The 20,465-nt window shown below is 72.7% G+C and carries 20 protein-coding genes; 5 read left to right on the top strand and 15 right to left on the bottom strand.

Annotation, left to right across the window (positions count from 1 at the left end):
- Positions 1-66: 66 nt before the first annotated feature.
- From ABD268_RS12960 to ABD268_RS12935, 6 genes are all read right to left on the bottom strand, one after another.
- Positions 67-1,077, bottom strand: a complete 1,011-nt coding sequence (locus ABD268_RS12960; protein WP_344152581.1) for a hypothetical protein — start codon at positions 1,075-1,077, stop codon at positions 67-69.
- Positions 1,074-2,015, bottom strand: a complete 942-nt coding sequence (locus ABD268_RS12955) for a bifunctional riboflavin kinase/FAD synthetase (protein ID WP_344152578.1) — start codon at positions 2,013-2,015, stop codon at positions 1,074-1,076. Before ABD268_RS12955 ends, ABD268_RS12960 begins: the two co-directional genes overlap by 4 nt.
- A 23-nt stretch (positions 2,016-2,038) precedes the next feature.
- Entirely contained in the window at positions 2,039-2,908 is an 870-nt protein-coding gene (gene truB, locus ABD268_RS12950; protein ID WP_344152576.1) for a tRNA pseudouridine(55) synthase TruB, read from the bottom strand.
- Positions 2,905-3,381 (bottom strand): 30S ribosome-binding factor RbfA, encoded by a 477-nt coding sequence (rbfA, locus tag ABD268_RS12945; RefSeq protein WP_344152574.1) that lies wholly within the window; start codon positions 3,379-3,381, stop codon positions 2,905-2,907. The genes truB and rbfA overlap by 4 nt, the downstream gene beginning before the upstream one ends.
- Positions 3,382-3,455: 74 nt before the next feature.
- Positions 3,456-6,329: a translation initiation factor IF-2 gene (gene infB / locus ABD268_RS12940; RefSeq protein WP_344152571.1), complete on the bottom strand. Its 2,874-nt coding sequence runs from the start codon at positions 6,327-6,329 to the stop codon at positions 3,456-3,458.
- A 131-nt stretch (positions 6,330-6,460) separates the two neighbouring features.
- The gene (locus ABD268_RS12935; protein ID WP_344152568.1) at positions 6,461-6,733 is read right to left on the bottom strand and encodes a YlxR family protein; all 273 of its coding nucleotides are present in this window, start codon (positions 6,731-6,733) and stop codon (positions 6,461-6,463) included.
- 136 nt (positions 6,734-6,869) lie between these two features.
- Between ABD268_RS12935 and ABD268_RS12930 the strand changes: the two genes are divergently transcribed.
- Positions 6,870-7,595, top strand: coding sequence for an alpha/beta hydrolase (locus ABD268_RS12930; protein ID WP_344152565.1), 726 nt, complete (start codon positions 6,870-6,872; stop codon positions 7,593-7,595).
- A 207-nt stretch (positions 7,596-7,802) separates the two neighbouring features.
- Here the strand turns inward: ABD268_RS12930 and nusA are convergent, their stop codons facing one another.
- Complete coding sequence (gene nusA, locus ABD268_RS12925) at positions 7,803-8,780, bottom strand: transcription termination factor NusA (RefSeq protein ID WP_344152562.1); 978 nt, start codon at positions 8,778-8,780, stop codon at positions 7,803-7,805.
- On the bottom strand, positions 8,780-9,283 hold the full coding sequence (gene rimP, locus ABD268_RS12920; protein ID WP_344152559.1) for a ribosome maturation factor RimP: 504 nt from the start codon (positions 9,281-9,283) through the stop codon (positions 8,780-8,782). Before rimP ends, nusA begins: the two co-directional genes overlap by 1 nt.
- Positions 9,284-9,393: 110 nt before the next feature.
- Here rimP and ABD268_RS12915 point away from each other — a divergent pair, with 110 nt between their 5' ends.
- On the top strand, positions 9,394-9,912 hold the full coding sequence (locus ABD268_RS12915; RefSeq protein WP_344152556.1) for a hypothetical protein: 519 nt from the start codon (positions 9,394-9,396) through the stop codon (positions 9,910-9,912).
- A complete protein-coding gene (locus ABD268_RS12910; RefSeq protein ID WP_344152553.1) occupies positions 9,909-10,343 on the top strand; it encodes a ferritin-like domain-containing protein in 435 nt (144 codons plus the stop codon). Before ABD268_RS12915 ends, ABD268_RS12910 begins: the two co-directional genes overlap by 4 nt.
- 163 nt (positions 10,344-10,506) lie before the next feature.
- Here the strand turns inward: ABD268_RS12910 and ABD268_RS12905 are convergent, their stop codons facing one another.
- Both ABD268_RS12905 and ABD268_RS12900 read right to left on the bottom strand, forming a co-directional pair.
- On the bottom strand, positions 10,507-11,220 hold the full coding sequence (locus tag ABD268_RS12905) for an HAD family hydrolase (RefSeq protein WP_344152549.1): 714 nt from the start codon (positions 11,218-11,220) through the stop codon (positions 10,507-10,509).
- Positions 11,213-12,979: a proline--tRNA ligase gene (locus ABD268_RS12900; RefSeq protein WP_344152546.1), complete on the bottom strand. Its 1,767-nt coding sequence runs from the start codon at positions 12,977-12,979 to the stop codon at positions 11,213-11,215. Before ABD268_RS12900 ends, ABD268_RS12905 begins: the two co-directional genes overlap by 8 nt.
- Before the next feature lie 127 nt (positions 12,980-13,106).
- On the opposite strand from ABD268_RS12900, the gene ABD268_RS12895 reads away from it, so the two are divergent.
- Positions 13,107-14,102: a hypothetical protein gene (locus ABD268_RS12895; protein WP_344152543.1), complete on the top strand. Its 996-nt coding sequence runs from the start codon at positions 13,107-13,109 to the stop codon at positions 14,100-14,102.
- Between the two features lie 49 nt (positions 14,103-14,151).
- On the opposite strand, the gene ABD268_RS12890 is transcribed toward ABD268_RS12895, so the two are convergent.
- The gene (locus tag ABD268_RS12890; RefSeq protein WP_344152540.1) at positions 14,152-14,967 is read right to left on the bottom strand and encodes a hypothetical protein; all 816 of its coding nucleotides are present in this window, start codon (positions 14,965-14,967) and stop codon (positions 14,152-14,154) included.
- Positions 14,968-15,077: 110 nt separating this feature from the next.
- Complete coding sequence (locus ABD268_RS12885; RefSeq protein ID WP_344152537.1) at positions 15,078-15,923, bottom strand: GNAT family N-acetyltransferase; 846 nt, start codon at positions 15,921-15,923, stop codon at positions 15,078-15,080.
- A gap of 89 nt (positions 15,924-16,012) precedes the next feature.
- Between ABD268_RS12885 and ABD268_RS12880 the strand changes: the two genes are divergently transcribed.
- Positions 16,013-17,641 (top strand): sensor histidine kinase, encoded by a 1,629-nt coding sequence (locus ABD268_RS12880; protein WP_344152534.1) that lies wholly within the window; start codon positions 16,013-16,015, stop codon positions 17,639-17,641.
- On the opposite strand, the gene ABD268_RS12875 is transcribed toward ABD268_RS12880, so the two are convergent.
- The 3 genes from ABD268_RS12875 to ispG form a co-directional block, all read right to left on the bottom strand.
- A complete protein-coding gene (locus tag ABD268_RS12875; protein WP_344152531.1) occupies positions 17,630-18,538 on the bottom strand; it encodes a universal stress protein in 909 nt (302 codons plus the stop codon). The genes ABD268_RS12880 and ABD268_RS12875 overlap by 12 nt on opposite strands.
- An 85-nt stretch (positions 18,539-18,623) precedes the next feature.
- Positions 18,624-19,175: an SHOCT domain-containing protein gene (locus ABD268_RS12870; RefSeq protein ID WP_344152528.1), complete on the bottom strand. Its 552-nt coding sequence runs from the start codon at positions 19,173-19,175 to the stop codon at positions 18,624-18,626.
- 103 nt (positions 19,176-19,278) lie between these two features.
- Positions 19,279-20,430: a flavodoxin-dependent (E)-4-hydroxy-3-methylbut-2-enyl-diphosphate synthase gene (ispG, locus tag ABD268_RS12865; protein WP_344152525.1), complete on the bottom strand. Its 1,152-nt coding sequence runs from the start codon at positions 20,428-20,430 to the stop codon at positions 19,279-19,281.
- Positions 20,431-20,465 lie beyond the last annotated feature (35 nt).

Below are 20,465 nucleotides of genomic sequence, written 5' to 3'. Positions count from 1 at the left end.
AGTCGCGACCCGCGTGTCGAGACCCGGTGAGCCGCCAGCGGATCAGCTACCCGGACCGGCCCGCCGTCACCCGACGGCGGGCCGGTCCCGGTCGCGCAGGGCGAGGTAGACCGCGCGAACCCCCACGGCCCGCTCGAGCTCGCGCGAGACACCGCCGAAGAACTGCTCGCGGTAGGTCTCGTCGGTGACCGTGGAGACGGTCAGGTAGAGCCCCGAGAACGCCGAGAGGAACGTCGCGACCTGGAGGAGCGCCACGGAGATGCTGTCGACCCCGGGGATGCTGTGCGTCGGGGACGTGAGCCACGCGCCCATCACGGGCTCGGTCATGATCAGCGCGCCGAAGACCATCAGGAACACGAAGACCGACAGCGTCACGAGCAGCACCTGGACCGACTGCACGATGATCAGCACGAGCACGAGGTTCCACCGCTCGAAGCCGGTGATCTCGGCGTACGCCGCGGGGTCGGCGTCCGGGTCCTCGACCAGGTCGCGACAGGCCTCCTCCAACGGCGTGCCACGACAGGTGTCGAGCAGGAACTGGTCGTTCACGTTGTCGTCCGTGCGGTCGACCTCCTCCGGCAGCCGCACGAGCAGGAACCCCACCGCCAGGACCAGGAAGAGCACCACGGTCAGCCACAGGGCGCCGGCGGTCAGGTTGGACGCGACCTGCCACACCTCGGTGTTGATGAACAGGAACGTGATGAACAGCAGCAGCAGCGGCAGCGCCCGCGTGGTCATCGGCAGCAGCGAGCGCAGGCTCCCGAAGGTGCGGGTCAGCGCCCAGGTGACGATCGGTGCGGCGTGCAGCGCCGTGAGGGCGTACCAGGCGGCCGCCAGCAGCAGCAGGGACGCCAGCGTCGCCGGGCCGAGGGTGAGCTGGTCGGCGAACCACGCCACCAGTCCCCCGGCGCCGGTGGCGACCACGGCGACGACGAGCAGGAACGGTACGACGCGTCGCGCCCGTGCCGCCTGGCGCACGTGGGCGCGCTGCTCCGGCACGAAGTAGGTCAGGCCGTGGTGCAGGAACCAGCTCTCGGTGGCCGGGAGCGCCCCGGCATCGACGTCGGGCCGGGTCACGCAGACGCCCCCAGCAGCTCGCGGGCACGGTCCACGTCGTCGCGCATCTGCTCCACCAGCTCCTCCACCGATCCGAAGGCCACCATGCCCCGGAGCCGCTCGACGAACGAGACCTCGACCTCCACGCCGTAGAGCTCGAGGTCGGTCCGGTCGAGCACGTAGCTCTCGACGCGGCGCTCGCGCTGCCCGTCGAAGGTCGGGTTGGTGCCGACGCTGATCGCGGCCGGGAACGACTCGCCGGTGTCCAGCCGCCGCAGCCACCCGGCGTACACCCCGTCGGCCGGGGCCGCGGTCAGGGTGCTGGTCGGGACGTTGGCGGTCGGGTAGCCGAGCTCGCGGCCGCGCCGGTCGCCGCGGACGACCGCGCCGCGCACGGCGTACGGGCGTCCGAGCGCCTCGGCGGCACCCGCGACGTCGCCGGTCGCGAGGCAGGTGCGGACGTAGGTGGAGGACCAGACCTGGGGTCCGCCGTCCAGCGCGATGCCCTCCGCCTCGAAGCCGTAGGTGGCGCCCGTCTCGCGCAGCGTGGCCACGTCGCCGGCGGCGCGGTTGCCGAACCGGAAGTTCGCGCCCACCACGACCACGGCCGCGTGCAGGTGGCTGAACAGGACCCGCTCCACGAACTCCTCGGGCGTCCACGCCGCGACGGCCCGGTCGAACGGCAGCGCCAGCACGGCGTCGGCGCCGCACTCGCCCAGCAGCTCCGCACGCGTCTCGACGGAGGTGAGCGAGGTGGGCGCGTGCTCGGGGCGCAGCACCGCCATCGGGTGCGGGTCGAAGGTGATCGCCACCAGCGTCAGGCCGCGCTCGTCGGCGACCTCCCGGGCGCGCCGGAGCACGTGACGGTGCCCGAGGTGGACGCCGTCGAAGTTGCCGATGACGACGACGGTCGGGCCCAGATCGGGCGGGACCTCGTCGATGGATCGCCAGATGTGCACGGCGAGAACACTACTGGCGGGGTTCAGACGAAGACCGCGACGGGCTTGGCGGCCCCGTTGCGGGGCTCGTAGAGGGCCAGGAACTCCCCCGCCGGGTCGAAGACCGCGGTCACCCCGTCGACCGCGACGTCGAGGGGCCGGCCCACGCGCACGTCGGCGGCGTGGGCCGCGTCGAGCTCACGGACCGGGAACGCCCGGCGTGCGGCCTCCGCGATCGGCATCAGCGCGAACTCCTCGCCGAGCTGGTCGAGGGTCCGCGCGACGCCGAGGTCGTAGGGGCCCACGGCGGTACGCCGGAGCGCGGTCAGGTGCCCGCCCACGCCGAGCCGGGCGCCGAGGTCGCGCGCGATCGCGCGGATGTAGGTGCCGCTGGAGCAGCGCACCGAGATCTCCACGTCGAGCTGCTCACCCTCGCGGACGACGTCGTGCACGACCAGCTCGTGGACCGTCACCGGCCGCGCCTTCAGCTGCACGTCCTCGCCGTCGCGGACCCGTTGGTAGGCGCGCTTGCCGTCGACCTTGATCGCCGAGACCGCCGTCGGGACCTGCTCGATCTCACCCACGAACCCGGTCAGCGCGGCGCGCACGTCGGCCTCGTCCACACCCGCGGTGGGGGCGGTCGCGACGACCTCCCCCTCCGCGTCGTCGGTGGTCGTCGCCACGCCGAGCCGCACGGTGGCGTCGTACGCCTTCTCGGTGAGCATCAGGTGGCCGAGCAGCCGGGTCGCCCGGTTGACGCCGAGCACCAGCACGCCGGTGGCCATCGGGTCCAGCGTGCCGGCGTGGCCGACCTTGCGGGTGCCGGCGAGCCGACGCAACCGCGAGACGACGTCGTGCGAGGTCAGGCCGACGGGCTTGTCCACGACGACCAGCCCGGAGGCGGTGGCCGTCACCGGTCGAGGTCGTCCTGCTCGTCGGCGTCCGCCCCGTCGAGGTCCTCCTCGCGCGGCTTCTTGTACGGGTCGCTCTCCCCGGCGTACGCCGAGCCCCGCTGCGCCGCGACGGCCTCGTCGGCCGCCCGCGCCCGGGCCAGCACCTCGTCGAGGTGGCGGGCGTTCTCGGGGAGGGCGTCGTGGACGAACGTCAGCGACGGCACGTGACGCATGCCGAGCTGCTTGCCGACCTCGGAGCGGAGCAGGCCCTTGGCCGACTCCAGCGCCGCGGCGGAGCCGACGAGCGCCTCCTCCTCGGCACCGGACTCGCCGAGGACGGTGTAGAAGATCGTCGCCTGCTGGGTGTCCCCGGTGACCCGCACGTCGGTGACGGTCACGAACCCGAGCCGCGGGTCCTTGATCCGGCGCTCCAGCATCTCCGCGACGATCACCTGGATCCGGTCGGCGATCTTGCGCACCCGTGGGTTGCTCATGTTCCTACTCTCTCAAATCGCCGAGTCGGCGCAGCCGCCCCGGGTTGGGGACGGCTGCGCCGACTCGCGGTGGGTCAGCTGCGCGGGATCTCGCGCATCTCGAAGGCCTCCACGACATCGCCTTCCTTGATGTCCTGGAAGTTGCGGAGCACGAGGCCGCACTCGAAGCCCTCGCGAACCTCGGAGGCGTCGTCCTTCTCCCGCTTCAGCGAGGCCAGGTCAAGGCTGTCCGCGATCACGGCGCCGTCGCGGATGACCCGCACCTTGGCGTTGCGCCGGATCAGGCCACCGGTGACCATGCAGCCCGCGATGTTGCCGATCTTGGACGAGCGGAAGATCGCACGGATCTCCGCCTGGCCGAGCACCGACTCCTCGAACTCGGGCTTGAGCATGCCCTTGAGGGCCGCCTCGATCTCCTCGATCGCCTGGTAGATGACCGAGTAGTAGCGGATCTCGACACCTTCCTTGTCCGCCATCTGGCTCGCCTTGCCCTGGGGGCGGACGTTGAAGCCGATGATGATGGCGTCGGAGGCCGCGGCCAGGTCGACGTTGGTCTCGGTGATCGCACCGACACCGCGGTCGATGACCCGCAGGCTGACCTCGTCACCGACGTCGATCTGCGCGAGGGCGTCCTCGAGGGCCTCGACCGAACCGGACACGTCGCCCTTGAGGATGAGGTTGAGCTCCTGGCTCTCGCCCTTCTCCATGGAGGCCATGAAGTCCTCGAGGGTACGACGCACGCGACGCTTGGCCTGCATGGCCGCACGCTCGCGCGCCTCCCGCTTCTCGGCGATCTGGCGAGCCATCCGGTCGTCGTCGACCACGATGAAGTTCTGGCCCGCACCCGGCACCGCGCTCAGACCGAGGACCATCGCGGGACGCGACGGGTCGGCCTGCTGCAGCTCGACACCGTGCTCGTCGAGCATGGCGCGGACGCGGCCGTGGGCCGGACCCGCCACGATCGAGTCGCCCACCCGGAGCGTTCCACGCTGCACCAGCACCGTGGCGACCGGACCGCGACCGCGGTCGAGGTGTGCCTCGACGACGAGGCCCTGGGCGTCCTGGCTGGGGTTGGCCCGCAGGTCCAGGGACGCGTCGGCGGTGAGCACGACGGCCTCGAGCAGCTTGTCGAGGTTGAGCTCGGACTTGGCCGAGACGTCGACGAACATCGAGTCGCCGCCGTACTCCTCGGGCACCAGGCCGTACTCGGTCAGCTGGCCGCGCACCTTGGTCGGGTCCGCCTCCGGCTTGTCGACCTTGTTGACCGCGACCACGATCGGCACACCGGCCGCCTTGGCGTGGTTGAGCGCCTCGATCGTCTGCGGCATCACACCGTCGTCGGCCGCGACCACCAGGATGGCGATGTCGGTGGCCTGCGCACCACGGGCACGCATGGCGGTGAACGCCTCGTGACCCGGGGTGTCGATGAAGGTGATCCGGCGCTCGTCGCCGTCGACGTCGGTCGTGACCTGGTAGGCACCGATGTGCTGGGTGATGCCACCGGCCTCCTTGTCGACGACGTTGGCGCTGCGCAGCGCGTCGAGGAGCTTGGTCTTTCCGTGGTCGACGTGACCCATGACGGTCACGACCGGCGGACGGACCACGAGGTCGCTCTCGTCGCCCTCGTCCTCACCGAACTCGAGGTCGAAGGACTCCAGCAGCTCGCGGTCCTCGTCCTCCGGGGAGACGATCTGGACGACGTAGTTGAGCTCCTCGCCGAGCAGCTCGAACGTCTCGTCGTTGACCGACTCGGTCGCGGTCACCATCTCGCCCAGGCTGAACAGCATCTGGACCAGAGCGGCCGCGTCGACGCCGATCTTCTCCGCGAAGTCGGTCAGGGACGCGCCACGGGGCAGGCGGACGGTCTCGCCGTCGCCCTTGCGGACGCGCACGCCGCCGATCGTCGGGGCCTGCATGGCCTCGAACTCCTGACGACGCGCCCGCTTCGACTTCCGACCACGGCGCGAGGGACCACCGGGGCGACCGAAGGCACCCTGGGTCTGGCCACGCTGGCCGGGGCGACCGCCACCGGGGCGGCCACCGCCGCCGGGGCCGAAGCCACCGGGACGACCACCGGCACCGGGAGCGCCGCCACCGCGGCCGGGCGCACCGCCACGGCCCGGGGCACCACCGCGACCGGGAGCACCGGGACGACCCGGCGCACCGGCACGACCGCCGGGACCGGAGCCGAAGGCGGCCGGGGACTTGGGCATCATCGCCGGGTTGGGGCGCGGCATGCCGCCGCCACGACCCGGAGCGCCACCGTCACGGCCGGCCGGCGGACGCGGCGGACGCTGGTCGCCGCCGCCCTGGGCACCGCCGGCGGGAGCGCCACCGGCCGGGCCACGGTCGCCGCCGGGCGCGGGCCGACGGCCCATGCCCTGGCTGGACGAGAACGGGTTGTTGCCCGGTCGCGGGGTGCCACCGGGACGCCCGACGGGACGGGGAGCCGGCGCCTTGGGAGCCGGCGCGGACGCCGACGCCGCGGGCGCGGCGGGGGCCGCGGGCGTGGTCGGGGGCGCGGTCGGGGCGGCAGGCTCGGCCGGCGCCTTGGCGGCGGGCTTCTCGGCAGCCGGACCCGGCTTCGGGCCGGGCCGGGGGCCCGAGGGCGCCTTGGCGGCGGGAGCCGCGGGCTGGGCAGGCTGCTCGGCAACCGGGGCAGGCTTCTCGGCCGGAGCCTCGGGGGCCTTCGCGGGCGCCGGGGTCGGGGCCTTGGGAGCCGGCGCCTTGGCGGCGGGCTTCTCCGCGGCGGGAGCCTCGGCCGGCGCGGACGCGCCGGCAGCCTTCAGCTGCTCGCCGAACTCCTTCTTGAATCGCATCTCGACAGGAGGCTCGACGGTCGAACTTGCCGACTTGACGAACTCCCCCATCTCCTTGAGCTTCTCGAGAACGAACTTGCTCTCGACGCCGTACTGCTTGGCGAGCTCGTGAACTCGGGTCTTAGCCACGCTTCTCCTTCTGGCCTCAGACCCGGGTCCAGCGGTGCTGGGGGAAACTGAGACCGTTAGTGGTTGTGCAAACTCATCGCGAAGTACTCATCGAGTGCTCATGAGCTGCTGCTCCAGTTTCTGTCGGTCGATCACGGTCGGACTGCGCGCGAGTCGAGGTAGTCACCCACCGGTGCGGTGGACAGCCCCTTCCCGGCCCGGAGGGCACGGGTGAAGGCTTTCCGCCGCACCGCGAGGTCGTAGCACTCGGCGGTGGGGTGCAGGTGTGCGCCCCGGCCGGGTGCGGTGCCGTCAGGATCGGGTACGACGGCGGTGAGGCCGTTCGCGTCCGAGCCGGCGGTCACCCGCAACAACTCGCGTTTCATGGTCCGCTGGCGGCATCCGATGCAGGTCCTGACCGGCACCGACGGGTCGGTGGGATCCGGGCAGGGGGCAGAGACGTGTTCGCGAACCACTGACGACCACCTTACCGTGCCCGGGCAACGGATATCGAACCGAGGTTTCCCGCCCGAGCCGGCCGACGTGGGCTAGCGTGCCCGCGTGCCCGTGCTCTCCGCCCTCCTCGGCCCGGTGACCCGGCGGCTCGTCTACCCCGCGAAGGCCACCCGGATCGCGCCCGACGGCACCACCCTCCACCTCGTGGTGGGCGGCGTCGCGCTGCGCGGCTGGGAGGTCAACCCCGGCCGGCCCCGGGCCCTGGTCTACTTCGGCGGCAACGGCGAGCCGCTGGACTGGCTGCGGCCCGAGCTCGAGGAGCGCTTCCCCGACCACACGGCCTACCTGCTGGCCTATCGCGGGTACGGCGCCAGCGGCGGCCGGCCCGCCGAGCGAGCCCTGGTCCGCGACGCCCTGGCGCTCCACGACCACGTCGCCGCACGCCACCCCGGGACCCGCGTCGACGTCGTCGGCCGCAGCCTCGGCAGCGGGGTGGCCATGCAGGTCGCCGCCCGACGGCCGGTCGAGCGCCTGGTGCTGGTGACGCCGTTCGACAGCCTCGCGGCGGTGGCACAGGACCTGTTCCCGAGGCTGCCCATGGGCCGGCTGGTCCACGACCGCTGGGACTCGGCCGCGGTCGCGGCGGAGGTGCGCGCCCGGATCCTCGTGCTGCGCGCCGGCCGCGACGACCTCGTCCGGCCCCCGCGCACCGACAGCCTCCTGACGGTGCTCCCCGGGGAGCCCGAGGTCGTCGACCTGCCGGACGCCGACCACGCCGACCTGGTCGAGGATCCGGCGTACTGGCGGGCGATCACCGGCTTCCTCGGGTGAGCTCGGGGCCGACTGCCCCGCGCAAGCTCACTGGGTCTCGAGGCGCTCCCGCGCGGCCGTGGTCACCGCCCTGCGCCCCTCACGGGGTCTCGACGCGCTCGCGCGACCCTTCGAGACGCTCGCTTCGCTCGCTCCTCAGGACATCGCTTCGTTCCTCAGTCGCGTCGCTTGCTCGACCTGGGCGACCACACGCGCCGCCTTCGTACCTCAGGCGTCGCTGGTCGCCTCATCGCTGCGGATGTCGATCCGCCAGCCGGTGAGCCGGGCGGCGAGTCGGGCGTTCTGCCCCTCCTTGCCGATCGCCAGCGACAGCTGGAAGTCCGGGACGACCACGCGGGCCGACTTCGCCGCCGCGTCGATGATCTCGACCGAGGACACCCGGGCGGGCGACAGCGCGTGCGCGACCAGCTCGGCCGGGTCCTCGGACCAGTCGACGATGTCGATCTTCTCGCCGTGCAGCTCCGACATCACGTTGCGCACCCGCTGGCCCATCGGGCCGATGCAGGCGCCCTTGGCGTTGACGCCGGACGTCCGCGAGATCACCGCGATCTTGGTGCGGTGCCCCGCCTCGCGGGCGATGGCGGCGATCTCCACGGTGCCGTCGGCGATCTCGGGGACCTCCAGCGCGAAGAGCTTCTTGACCAGGTTCGGGTGGGTCCGCGACAGCGTGATCTGCGGGCCGCGCATGCCCTTGCGCACCGAGACGACCAGGCACTTGATCCGGGTGCCGTGCTCGTACTTCTCACCGGGGACCCGCTCGCCCGACGGCAGCAGCGCCTCGAGCTTGCCGAGGTCGACCATCACGTCGTCGGGGTTGCGCCCCTGCTGGATGACGCCGGAGATGATGTCGCCCTCCTTGCCGGAGAACTCACCGAACCGGATGTCGTCCTCCGCGTCGCGCAGGCGCTGCAGCATGATCTGCTTCGCCGTCGTCGCCGCGATCCGGCCGAAGCCCGCAGGCGTGTCGTCGTACTCACCGACTACGTTGCCCTCGTCGTCGACCTCGGAGGCGAGCACGGTCACGTGGCCGCTCTTGCGGTCGAGCTCGACGCGCGCCTTCTCCTGGGCGCCGGGCGTCTTGTGGTACGCCGTCAGCAGGGCCTGCTCGATGGCCTCCACCAGGACGTCGAAGGAGATCTCCTTCTCCCGCTCCAGCATCCGCAGGATGCTCAGGTCGATGTCCATCAGGCGTCCCCTTCCTCGTCGTCGCCGGTGGCCGGCTTGCGGTTGAACTCGACCTGGACCAGCGCCTTGGCGACGTCGGCGTAGGCCACGTCGCGCCGCTTGCCGGAGACCTCGAGCGTGGCCTTGTCGTCGTCGCAGCCCATGATCCGCCCGGTGACGGCCGAGCCGTCGGCGAGGGTCACCTTCACCAGCCGGTCGGCGTTGCGGCGCCAGTGGCGGGGCAACGTGAGCGGCCGGTCGACACCACGCGAGGTCACCTCGAGGGTGTAGGGCTGCTCCCCCATCACGTCGGAGTCGTCGAGGACGCGGGAGACCTCGCGCGTCGCGTCGGCGACGTCGTCGAGGGTCACGCCCCCGTCCTTGTCGACGGCGACGCGAAGGATCCGCCGCTTGCCGGCGGGCGAGATCTCGACGGCCTCGACATCGAGGCCCAGGGCACTCAAGGGGTCGACGAGCTCTGTCTCGATCCGGTCCCGGGTGGCGTCCTGCCTGGCACTGCTCACGGGTGGGCGACCTCCTTGTGCTGTTGTCGAGGATCCACGATAGCGGCTGCGGCGCCCACGGCTCACCCGGCCGCGACGCCGCCCCCGGCGCCCGGCGATAGGGTCAGCGCGTGCGCCACCCCTTGCCCTCGTTGCCGCGCGCTGCGGCAACCCGACGCACGACCGTCGGCGTCGCCCTTGCCGGCCTGGTCGTGGCCTCGGGATGTGACGCGAGTCGCGACGGCAGCAACGACGGCCCGGGCGTGTCGGCGGCCGAGGATCCGGACGCCGCGCTGGTCGACCGTGTGGTCGCCGAGCTCACCGAGCTGGCCGGGCTCGCGGCGTCCGTCGCGGCGGCCTACCCCCGGCTGCAGTCCGCGGTGCGCCCGTTCGGCGACCTGCACGCCGCCCACCTCGAGGTCCTCGGGGCCGAGCCGCCGAGCGCCGGCGCGGACCGGGGCTCGTACGCCGGTCCCGCGGCCGCGCTGAAGGAGGTCCGGGTGCGCGAGCAGCGGTCCCAGCGGCGGCTCGTCGACGCCTCGCTCGCAGCCCGCAGCGGCTCCCTCGCGCGGGTCCTCGCCTGCATGTCGGCCGGGGCCGCCCAGCGGCTCGCCCGGCTGAGCCCGCTGCCCGCCGGGGAGGAGGCATGAGCACGCTCGACGCGGTCCAGGCGACGCTCGCGGCCGAGCACGCGGCGGTCTACGTGTACGGCGCGCTGGGCGCCCAGACGTCCCGGTCCGCGGAGCCGGGCCTCTACGCCGCGATCTCGTCCGCCTACACCGAGCACCGGGCCCGCCGCGACGTGCTCACCCGGACCGTCGCGGACCTCGGCGGCGACCCGGTCGCGTCGGCGGCGTCGTACGAGCTGCCGGCGCGCCTGGACAGCCCGGAACGGGTCGCCCGGGCCGCGCGGGAGCTGGAGGAGGGATGCGCCGCGACCTACGCCTCGCTGGTGGCGAACACCGCGGGGGTGCGGCGACGCTGGGCGGTCACGGCCCTGAACGACGCAGCGGTCCGGGTACTCGCCTTCCGGGGAACTCCCGAGATGCTCCCCGGAGCCGACGAGTACGCGGACCGCTGAGGCCTGGACAGAGGCCCGGCGAGGAACTCGTCCGATGTGGGGGGGACCGACGAGCTCCTCGTGCAAAATCATGCAACAGACGGCGTACGGGCGCGATGCAGATCGATCCTCACAATCCTGCATTGCACGAACCTGCAACTCAGGGGTGGTTCCGGGCCCCGGTTCAGGCCCAGCCGGAGACGATCGTGTGCACCTCGGAGAGCCGGTGCGCGACCGCGTCCGGCTCGCCCTCGGTGTGACCGACCTGGTGGGCGGGGATGGTGCTCAGCGGGATGTGGACGGCACGCATGCCGGCGTTCTGCGCGCCCCAGACGTCGTCGAAGAGCCGGTCCCCGACGTAGACGCAGCGGGCCGGGTCGGTGGCGCCGACGGCCTGCATCGCGGCACCGAACGCGTTCGGTGACGGCTTCGTCCACGGGATCTCGCTGGTGTAGACGTCACCGTCGATCAGCCGGAGCACGCCGTCGCGCTCGAAGAAGTCGCGGTGCCACGCGCGGGGCCAGATCGTGTTCGAGAGCACGCCCACCCGGATCCCGTCGGCGCGCAGCGCCTCGAAGAGCGGCCCGACCTCGGGGTCGGTCGGCGTGTGCGGCTCCCAGAACTCCCGGTAGGCGCCGAGCAGCTCGGGGTCGTGGTCGAGCCCCGCCTCGTCGAACAGGTCGGCGATGGTCGAGCTCTGCTGGCGGTCGCGGCTGCGACCCCAGATCGCGTCGCCCGCCGCGTGCAGGCGCTGGGCGTGCACGTGGTGCTCGTGGTGGGAGTTCACCACGGCCTGGGCCAGTGCCAGCGACTCGGCGTGGAAGTCGACGTCGTGCCAGCGGGTGAGGGTGCCGCCCCAGTCGAAGATGACGGCGTCGACGCCGCCGGCCTCAGGCACGGACGCGGCGGACCACGTGGTCCACGACGTGGTCGGCCGGGACGTTCTCGCGCTCCCCGGTCGCCCGGTCCTTGACCTCGATGGTGCCGTCGGCGAGACCCTTGCCGACCACCACGATCGTGGGGACGCCGATCAGCTCGGCGTCCTTGAACTTCACGCCGGGGCTGACCTTGGGACGGTCGTCGTAGAGCACCTCGATGCCCTGACCCGCGAGCTCGTGCGCGATCCGCTCGGCCGCGGCGAAGACGTGCTCGTCCTTGCCGGTGGCCACCAGGTGCACGTCCGCGGGGGCGACCTCGCGCGGCCAGGCCAGGCCCAGCTCGTCGTGGGTGCCCTCGGCGATCGCGGCGACGGCGCGGGACGGGCCGATGCCGTAGGAGCCCATCGTGACCGTGACGAGCTTGCCGTTCTCGTCGAGCACCTTGAGGTCCAGGGCGTCGGCGTACTTGCGGCCGAGCTGGAAGATGTGGCCCATCTCGATGCCGCGAGCCGACTCGAGGGTGCCCTCGTCACAGTTGGGGCAGGCGTCGCCGTCGCGCACCTCGGCGGCCTCGATGGTGCCGTCAGGGGTGAAGTCGCGGCCGACGACCAGGTCGACGACGTGGCTGCCGTCGATGTTGGCGCCGGTCACCCACCGGGTGCCCTCCACGACCCGGGGGTCGACGAGGAAGCGGATGCCGGACTCGCCCTTCTCCCCCAGCACGCCGGGACCGATGTAGCCCTTGACCAGCGAGGGGTGCTTCTTGAACTCCGCCTCGTCGAAGGGCTCCACCTCGGTGGGCTCCATCTGGCCCTCGAGGCGCTTGGCGTCGACGTCGCGGTCACCGGGGACGCCGATCGCGATCGGCTCGCGGGTGCCGTCGGGGTGCTTGAGCGTGACCAGCACGTTCTTGAGCGTGTCGGACGCGGTCCAGGGCCGGTCCTCGCGCGGGAACTTCTCGTTGAGGTGCGCGACCAGGCTGTCGATCGTGGGCGTGTCCGGCGTCGCCTCCGCGTGCGCGGCGGGGACGTCGTCGTACGCCGTGGGCCGGGGCGCGCGGACCTGCACGGCCTCGACGTTCGCGGCGTAGTCGCAGTGCGTGCAGCGGACGTAGGTGTCCTCACCGACCGCGGCCTTGGCCAGGAACTCCTCGGACTTCGAGCCACCCATGGCGCCGGAGGTGGCCTTGACGATGACGTACTCGAACCCGAGCCGGTCGAAGATCCGGATGTAGGCGTCGCGGTGGGTCTGGTAGCTGCGCTCGAGGCCGGCGTCGTCGACGTCGAAGGAGTAGGAGTCCTTCATCACGAACTCGCGGCCGCGCAGCAGCCCGGCGCGGGGCCGGGCCTCGTCGCGGTACTTGGTCTGGATCTGGTAGATCGACAGCGGCAGGTCCTTGTACGAGGAGTACAGGTCCTTCACCACGAGGGTGAACATCTCCTCGTGGGTGGGCCCGAGCAGGTAGTCGTTGCCCTTGCGGTCCTTGAGCCGGAAGATGCCGTCGCCGTACTCCGTCCAGCGTCCGCTCGCCTCGTAGGGCTCGCGGGGCAGCAGGGCCGGAAACGACAGCTCCTGCGCGCCGATGCCGTCCATCTCGTCACGGATGATCTTCTCCACCCGGCGCAGCACCCGCAGGCCCAGCGGCAGCCACGTGTAGATGCCGGGGGCGGCGCGGCGGATGTACCCCGCGCGGACGAGGAGCCGGTGGCTCGGCACCTCGGCGTCCGCGGGGTCCTCTCGCAGGGTCCGCACGAACAGGCTCGACATCCGGGAGATCATGGGAGGAAGGCTACTTGTGGCTCGGGGTCGGCTGCGAACCAGTTCCGCCACGACTGCAACCCTCGGGGCCGTTGCCGCGTCCACCTGACGTCACCGGGAACCACCCGGTCCGGACCGGGGAGTCATCGTGAAGCCCATCAAGATCGCCGCCACCGCCACCGCCGCGGCCGCCACCCTCGCCCTCCTCGTCGGGTCCGCAGCTCCGGCGGCCGCCGTCCCGGAGACGGTGCTCAGGCCTGCCGAGCTGAAGCGTGGCCCGGACATCGCCGTCCCGCACGTCGAGGGGCGGACCGTGGTGGACGGCGACGTCCGCATCAAGGTCGAGGCCGCCCGGGTCCACCTGCTCGGCCCCTCGGGCAACGACTACGTGGTCGGCACCAGCAACGCCGACGGCTCCGCCCGGTTCCGGGTCCTGCGGCTGACGCCGTCGGGCGGGCGGACCGTCCTGCTGCGCGGTGTGCCGATCTGGGAGCTGCTGCTCTCCGGCGACGGCACCCAGATCGCCTTCCCGAAGGCGGGCCGTGACAGCAGCCGGGTCCGGGTCTTCGACGCCACCGACGGCACGACGCAGGCCGACCGCACGTTCCGCGGGTCGGTCTCGGTGCTCGACCTCGACGAGCAGCGGATGGTGCTCGGCGGCTGGGGCCCGAACCGCACCTTCTGGTGGAACACCCGCAGCGACGCCACCCGTCGGATCTCCGGGCGGACCGGCTACGAGGCGAGCATCCGCGCGGACCGGGTCGCGTCGTACACCAAGGACCCCTACCTCGGCGGCTGCACGGTGGTGACCACGCTGCGCGGCACCGAGCCGCTCTGGAGGTCCTGCTCGCAGCGCGTCGCGACCTTCGCGCCCCGGGGCACCCGGATGGCCACCATCCACATCCTCAGCGACGGCCTCGGCCCGCGGGACGTGCTGCTGCGCAAGCCGCACGGGAAGGTGCTGGCGCACTACTCGGCCCAGTGGTTCGGCGCCCTGGACTGGGAGTCCGACCGGAAGCTCCTGCTGGACACCAACGGCACCGAGAAGTCCGCCACGGTGCGCTGCGTGGTGGCCGACTGCGAGCGGGCCTCGGACCTGCGGCCCGTGCCGAACCTGCGCAGGACGACGGCCGCACGCAGCTGAGCGGGCGGGCCGGGGCGGGCGAGCCCGTCCGGCCCGGCCCGGCCTGCGTTCAGCGTGCCCAGGTCAGGGTGGCCGGCGACGTGCTCTTCGCCGCCGCGGCGCCGCCCTGCACCGACTGCACCGGGATCGCGTTGAGGTGCGCCACGTCGACGACGTAGTCGTCTCCCCCGGTCAGGCAGGCGAGGTGGACGGTGACGTACTGCGTGCCGATGACGGGCACACCCTTGTAGACGTGCTCCAGGGAGATCGTCGAGCGTGCGGACACGTCGATCTCGCCCATCTCGTCCCACCCGGAGGCACCCCCGCGAAGGAGCTGGCACTGGAGTGCTCCGCTCACCGCGGCCGTGGCGGTGACGCCGGCCGAGACCACGTAGCTCCTGGACTTGTCGAGGGTCAGCTGCCCGAGGAACGTCCCGGAGGCCGTGATGGTCTGGCCTGCGGGCACGGTCGCGCTCAGCACGCTCGTGAGGCCCGCGGGGCCCTGCGGGCCGGTGGGGCCCTGCGGGCCCTCCGCGCCCTGCGCTCCGACGGGTCCCTGCGGACCCTGCTCACCGGCCGGGCCCTGCTCACCGACCGGACCCCGATCCCCCGTCGCCCCGACAGGACCCACCGGTCCCTCCGGTCCGACCGGTCCGACCGGCCCCGCTGCACCCGTCGCCCCGCGACGCCCCTGCACGTTCCAGGTCACCCGTCGCTCACCGGACTTGCAGCGGGTCGACGCGCTCACCAGGCGCATGGTGCCGCTCTTCTTGGACACGCACGCGGTCAGCTGCGTGGTGCCGGACCTCGAGGTCGTCGCCCATGCGGCCGCACCTCCGACCCCGGCGACGAGCAGGAGGGCGAGCAACAGCGAGGACAGGCGCATCAGAGGACTCCGAGGTCACGAGTGGGAGATCGGGCGCCGAGCGCGCCCACTCCTCGACGTCGTCACACCGGGTCCATGACGCCGAACCGGGCGTCGGCGCTCAGGACGTGTCAGAACATGACGGTGGCGAAGGTGGCCGTCTGCCGGAACCCGACCCGCTCGTAGGCGCGGCGGGCCGGGGCGTTCCACTCGTTGACGTAGAGCGAGACCACCGGCGCGACCTCGCGGCGTACCAGCTCCACCACCCCGGCCATCCCGGCCGTGGCCAGGCCCTCGCCGCGACGGTCGGGAGGGACCCAGACCCCCTGCACCTGGGCAGCGCGCGGGGACGCGCAGGCGACCTCGGCCTTGAACACCAGCCGGTCGCCGTCGAACCGGGCGTAGGACCAGCCACGGTTGACCAGCTGGGTGACGCGGGCCCGGTAGAGCTCGGCTCCCCCGCCGTACTCCGGCGAGATGCCGACCTCCTCGGTGTACATCGCCACGCAGGCGGGGTACAGCTCGTCCATGTCCTGCCGGGTGGTGCGACGCACGAGGGGGTCAGGGGCGACCGCGGGGGCCCCGGAGATCTCGAGGTGCGGCTGGTTCCAGCGGATCTCGCGAGGCGTTCCCCAGCCCCGGGCGACGCCGTTCCAGAAGGCCTGGACCGCGTCCTGCGGGCCCACGATCGTCGACACCGTCCGCCCCCGGGTGAGCGCGCGCTCCGCGAAGGCCCGGGCGTCCTCGACGCTCGCCTGGACCGGCACCAGGTTCGCGCCCACGTGGCAGGCGGCCACCAGCTCGCCGTCCTCGAAGCGCCCCCACATCTCCCCGCCGAGCCAGCGCGGCTCGAGCGTGGTGGTGCGCGCCCGGTAGTCCACGAACACGTTCACCACCGGGTCGCGCCCGGCGAGCGCCAGGAAGGCGTCGAGGTCCGGCGGCCCCAGGGGGCGCACCCCGTGGCGGGTCGTGAGCACGAGGGGAGCCTACGCGGCGCCGGGCCGCCCTGCGCCCCCACGATTCAGGAACCAGGTGACGCAGGTCACGGTGCCGGTACCCTCGACCCGTGGAAAGCACCGACGCCCGGGTCGAGCCGGTCACCCGGCTGCATGAGCTGCTCCGTGCCCAGCGCGCCATCGTCGGCGTCCTCGACCTCCAGCCCGTCCTCCACCAGATCGTCCGGGCCGCGTGCGACCTGGTCGAAGCGCCGTACGGCGCCCTCGGCGTCATCTCCCCCGACGGGACCGCCCTCGAGCAGTTCATCCACGTCGGCGTGGACGACTCGACGGTCTCCGAGATCGGTCGGCTCCCCGAGGGCAAGGGACTCCTCGGAGCGCTGATCGAGGACCCCCGGCCGATCCGCCTCGAGGACCTCGGGGCCGACCCCCGCTCGGTGGGCTTCCCGGAGGGACATCCGCCGATGCGCGGGTTCCTCGGGGTGCCCGTCCGGATCCGCGAGGAGGTCTTCGGCGCCCTCTACCTCGCCACGCTGGTGCCGCGAGGGTTCAGCGCCGAGGACGAGGAGCTGGTCACGTCGCTGGCCGCCACGGCCGGGGTGGCGATCCAGAACGCCCGGCTGTTCGAGACCGCCAGCCGTCGCCAGAGCTGGCTGCAGGCCTCGACCGACACGACCCTGCAGATGCTGACGGGCTCCCCCGACGAGGTGTTCGCGACGATCGGGCACAAGGTCAAGGAGCTGGCCGGCGCCGACACCGTGACCTTCGTGCGCCCCGCGCCCGAAGGCGACACACTGGTCGTGGAGGCCGCCGTCGGGGTCGGCAGCCAGGAGCTGATGGCATCGGCCTACCCCATCGAGAACACGCTGAGCCAGTACGTGCTCGATACCGGCACCCCGCTCGTCGTCGACGTGAGCCGGGACGAGCTGCCGCTGCAGGGCAGCGTCTTCCTCTCCTCGGTGGTCCCGGTCGGGCCCGTGATGGTGCTGCCGCTGATCGGCGGGCGGACCACCCGCGGCGTGCTCTTCGCCGGTCGCCTCCGGGGCCGGTTGCGCTTCACCGAGGACGAGGTGGAGATGGCGACCGTGTTCGCCAACCACGCGTCCATCGCCCTCGAGCTGGTGGACACGCGGCGCGACCAGCAGCGGATGCTGCTGCTGGAGGACCGGGCCCGGATCGCCCGCGACCTCCACGACCACGTGATCCAGCAGCTGTTCGCCGCCGGCATGGGCATCCAGGGGGTGGCCGCCGGGCTCGACGAGCCACGCGCCGAGCAGCTCGAGGAGGTCGTGGGGCGGGTCGACGAGGCGATCCGCCAGATCCGGTCCTCGATCTTCCAGCTCACCCCGCACCGCTTCGGTGGTCACCTGCGCACCGCGGTCATGGAGGTGGTCGCCGAGGTCACCCCCGTGCTCGGGTTCTCCCCGGACGTGAGCTTCAGCGGGCCGGTCGACATCCTCAGCGACCCGCAGCTCACCGGCGACGTCGCCGCGGTCGTCCGGGAGGGCCTGACCAACATCGCCCGGCACGCCTCCGCGACCCGCGCCCAGGTCACGGTCTCCGGCAACGCGGACCGGATGACGGTCTGCGTCCGTGACGACGGCGTCGGCCTCGGCGAGACGGGACGCCGCAGCGGGCTCGACAACATCCGGCGCCGCGCCGAGCAGCGGTCCGGCACGCTCGACATCGAGGACGCCGCGCCGGGCACGCAGATCACCTGGACCGCGTCAGTCGTCTGACCCGGGGTGGCCGGGCACCACGGCCACGGCGCAGGAGGCGTGCTCGGCCACCGCGCGGCGTACCCCCCCGAAGCCCCAGGGGCCGGGGCCGTGCCGCGGCCTGCTGCCGACCACGACCATGCTCGCCCCCTCGGACACCCGGGTCAGGTGGCCGGCGGCGGACCCCCGGCGCAGCTCGGTGTCGACGCGGACCTCGGGGTGCCGCTCGGCCAGCCTGGACACCTGGTCCTCCAGCGCCCGACGCTCGGGGCAGTCGCCCTCGACCGGCCCCTCGTGGGCGCGGTGGAGGCCCCCGACCTCGACGGGGAGGCAGCGTACGACGGTGAGGCGGGCGTCGCGCCTCGACGCCTGCGCGAACGCGAACTCGACCGCTGCCTCGGCCGCGGGTGTCCCGTCCGTGCCGACCACGATCCAGCGGCGGTCGACGTACTCCCCCGCGGCGTCGAGGTCACCCCGGACCACGACCACCGGGCAGGGCGCGTGCTGGGAGATCCACAGGCCCACCGAGCCGAGGAGCAGATGGGCCATCCTGCCGTGCCCGCGCGACGCCACCACCAGCAACGAGGCGGCCTTTGCCGACTCGGCGAGGGCCTCGCGCGGGTCCAGCGTGCTCCAGACCAGCGTCACCGGCAGCTCCGGGGCCTGCTCGCGGGCCAGGTGCCGGGCCCGGTGCAGCACCTCCTCGGCGGCCTTGTCCAGCGTGTCGGACAGGTCGACCCCCGGGAACGTCGCTCCGACGCCCGAGTAGACCGCCGGCCGCGGGTCGTAGGAGTGCACGATGCACAGCGGACGTTGCTCGAGCTCGGCCTCGCGCACGGCCCACCGCAACGCCACGAAGCTGGCGTCGGAGTCGTCGATGCCGACGGTGACCGCGCCGGCCGGGACCTCACCTGTCATGTCCCCCAGCGTCGGCGATGGCGTCGGGCCCAGGCAGCGCCGGACGACACCTCGGCGGCGGACCAAAGGCCCTGCGGGCGGATCCTCACAGCGAGTCGAGGATCGCGGCCCGCCGGGCGTCGTACTCCTCGACGGTGACCAGGCCCTGGTCCCGCAGGGCCTGCAGCTGCTGCAGGCGCTCGGACACGGTGCGGCCCGCAGCGGGCGGCGGTGCCGGCGCAGCGTGGGTGCGGTCCCGCAGGTTCGCCGCCAGGTAGGTGGCCCCGAACCCGTCGTCGGTCAGCAACGTCATCGCGGTGGCGTCGCCGGCGCTCATCCCGGACTCCCGAGCCATCCGCCGCGCGGTGCTGACCTTCCAGACCAGGACCCCGACACCGCCGAGCAGCACGAGCACGAAGAGCGCGACGAACCCGGCGGGCGGGCCGCCGGTGGACATGCCACCGCCGAAGGAACGGTGCCAGCTGGTCCCGTCCCACGTGCACGTGGGGAGCTCGCCGTACCGGTTCGGCCGCAGGCACCGGGCAGGCGGGTTGTCGCCTCCGGCAGCGGACGCCGCGCCCGCCACCGCCAGCACGGCGAGCGCCGCCCCCACCAGGCCGAGCAGCAGGCGACCCGCGGGGCGCACAGTCCGAGACATGCCGCGAACGATAGGCCACCCGCGCCGGGCCGGCGCGAAGATCCGGGCCCCGTGCCCGAACGGTGACCTGGGCGAACAGTGACCTCGGGCGCGCGGTCGCCGGCTAGGAGACGGTGACCTGGGCGCCGGAGCCGTCGACCGACTCCATGCCCTCGGCGATGCGCATGGCCTCCTCGATCAGGGTCTCGACGATCTTGGACTCGGGCACCGTCTTGATGACCTCGCCCTTGACGAAGATCTGCCCCTTGCCGTTGCCGGAGGCGACGCCGAGGTCGGCCTCGCGGGCCTCACCGGGCCCGTTCACGACGCAGCCCATCACCGCGACGCGGAGCGGCACCTCGAGGCCGTCGAGACCGGCCGTCACCTCGTCGGCGAGCTTGTAGACGTCGACCTGGGCCCGCCCGCAGGACGGGCAGGACACGATCTCGAGGCGGCGCGGGCGCAGGTTGAGCGACTCGAGGATCTGCAGGCCGACCTTGACCTCCTCGACCGGCGGTGCGGACAGGGAGACCCGGATGGTGTCGCCGATGCCCTTGCTGAGCAGCGCCCCGAAGGCGGTCGCCGACTTGATCGTGCCCTGGAAGGCCGGCCCGGCCTCGGTCACGCCGAGGTGCAGCGGCCAGTCGCCGCGCTCGGCGAGCATCTCGTAGGCGCGCACCATCACGACCGGGTCGTTGTGCTTGACCGAGATCTTGAAGTCGTGGAAGTCGTGCTCCTCGAAGAGGCTCGCCTCCCAGACGGCCGACTCGACGAGGGCCTCGGGGGTGGCCTTGCCGTACTTCTCCAGGAGCCGCTTGTCCAGGGAGCCGGCGTTGACGCCGATCCGGATGCTGGTGCCGCGGTCCTTCGCGGCAGCCGCGATCTCCTTGACCTGGTCGTCGAACTGGCGGATGTTGCCCGGGTTCACCCGCACCGCCGCACAGCCGGCGTCGATCGCGGCGAAGACGTACTTCGGCTGGAAGTGGATGTCGGCGATCACCGGGATCTGCGAGTGCTGCGCGATCTCCGGCAGCGCCTCGGCGTCGTCCTGGCTCGGGCAGGCCACGCGCACGATGTCGCAGCCCGACGCCGTCAGCTCGGCGATCTGCTGCAGGGTCTTGTTGACGTCGGCGGTGAGCGTCGTCGTCATCGACTGGACCGAGATCGGCGACTCGCTGCCGACGCCGACCTTGCCGACCTTGATCTGGCGGGTCGGACGACGGGGGGCGAGCACCGGCGGCGGTGCGGCGGGCATGCCCAGGCTGATCTCGGTCATGGGTTCAGGTTACTGGTGGCCCCGACAGGCTCGAC

This window comes from Nocardioides koreensis (genome assembly GCF_039531775.1).
In the GTDB taxonomy this organism is placed as follows: Bacteria; Actinomycetota; Actinomycetes; order Propionibacteriales; family Nocardioidaceae; genus Nocardioides; species Nocardioides koreensis.
Note: the sequence above shows the minus strand (reverse complement) of the source record. Positions and strands in the feature narration are given on the sequence as shown.